Source organism: Janthinobacterium sp. BHSEK (assembly GCF_056174685.1).
The window spans coordinates 1-1,170 of record NZ_JBWBYV010000112.1; the positions used below are offsets into that span (position 1 = coordinate 1).

General features: G+C 67.9%; 2 protein-coding genes. Both read left to right on the forward strand.

The genetic code is table 11. The features are described 5' to 3' along the window. Window positions 1-401 (forward strand): RNA polymerase sigma factor (locus tag AC0V2Y_RS26755; RefSeq protein ID WP_475418401.1); only part of this gene is annotated, 401 nt, incomplete at its 5' end. Between the two features lie 12 nt (window positions 402-413). Next, window positions 414-1,170: FecR family protein (locus tag AC0V2Y_RS26760; RefSeq protein ID WP_475418402.1), on the forward strand; the 757-nt coding region annotated here is incomplete at its 3' end.

Below are 1,170 nucleotides of genomic sequence, written 5' to 3' on the forward strand. Positions count from 1 at the left end.
AGTGCTATGCGCGGCTGATCGCCATGGAAGCGCGCGCCGCGCCGCATAACCCACGCGCCCTGCTGTATCGCATCGGCAAGAACATCGTCACCGACGGCGCCCGGCGCAAGCTGGCCGAGTCGCGCATGCTGGAAACCCTGGCCCTGGTCGCCGCCGATGCCGCTCCTTCGCTGGAACGCGAAGCATGCGCGCGCCAGCAGCTGGAGCGCCTGCTGGCCCGCCTGGAAGCGATGCCGCGCAAGCGCCGCGAGGCTTTCATCCTGGTGCGCCTGTATGGTCTGACGCATGCGGAAGCGGCACGGCAGATGGCGTGCACGGAAGCCGCCATCGAAAAGCACATCGTGCGTGGCGTCATCGATTGCATCGATTTAAGCCGCCTGTTCGCTGACGCCAGGCATTGATTCTGACCCGCCATGTCTCCGCGCCAGTCCTTCGAGCACGCCCTGCTGCTGATCGCCCGCCGCCACGGCGGCGGTGCGGCTGCGGAGCTGGCTGCCGAGCAGGAACTGAGCAACTGGCGTGAGCACAGCAGCGACAACGATGCCATCTATCGCCTGGCCCTTGACGCCTGGCATGCTTCCAGTCCCGACGGGCTGCAGGATCGCATTGCGCGCCCTCTGCCTGCCGGCATTGCACGCCGCAAGATAGTCGTGGCGCTGGGCCTGCTGGGCATGGTCTCCCTGAGCGGAGCGGTGGGACGCTGGCACTGGCTGCAGCCGGTGGAGCTGGCCACACTGAACACTGGCCGCTCGCAGCTGCTGGTCCAGCGCATGGGGGACGGCAGCGAACTGCATCTGGCCGCATGCACCAGTGCCGCTGTCGCGTATTACCGCGACCGCCGCGAAGTGACGCTGAAGACCGGTGAAATCCACCTGCAAGTCAGCCGCGATGCCGCGCGGCCGTTCAGCGTGCACACCCGCTGGGGCAAGGTGGCGGTGCTGGGCACCACTTTCACGGTGGCCGTGCGCGACAGCGCCATGTTCGTCGAAGTCGCGGAAGGCCATGTGGCCGTGTGGAGCGGCCAGGACAGCCACTTGCCCGCGCAGGCGCCAAGCGTCAGCCTGCGCGCGGGGCAGGCGGTTCGCATGGGCGCCGATGGCGCTGGCGCAGTGCACGCCGTGGCGGCCGCCAGCATTGGCGCCTGGAAAGATGGCTGGATGGTATTTAACC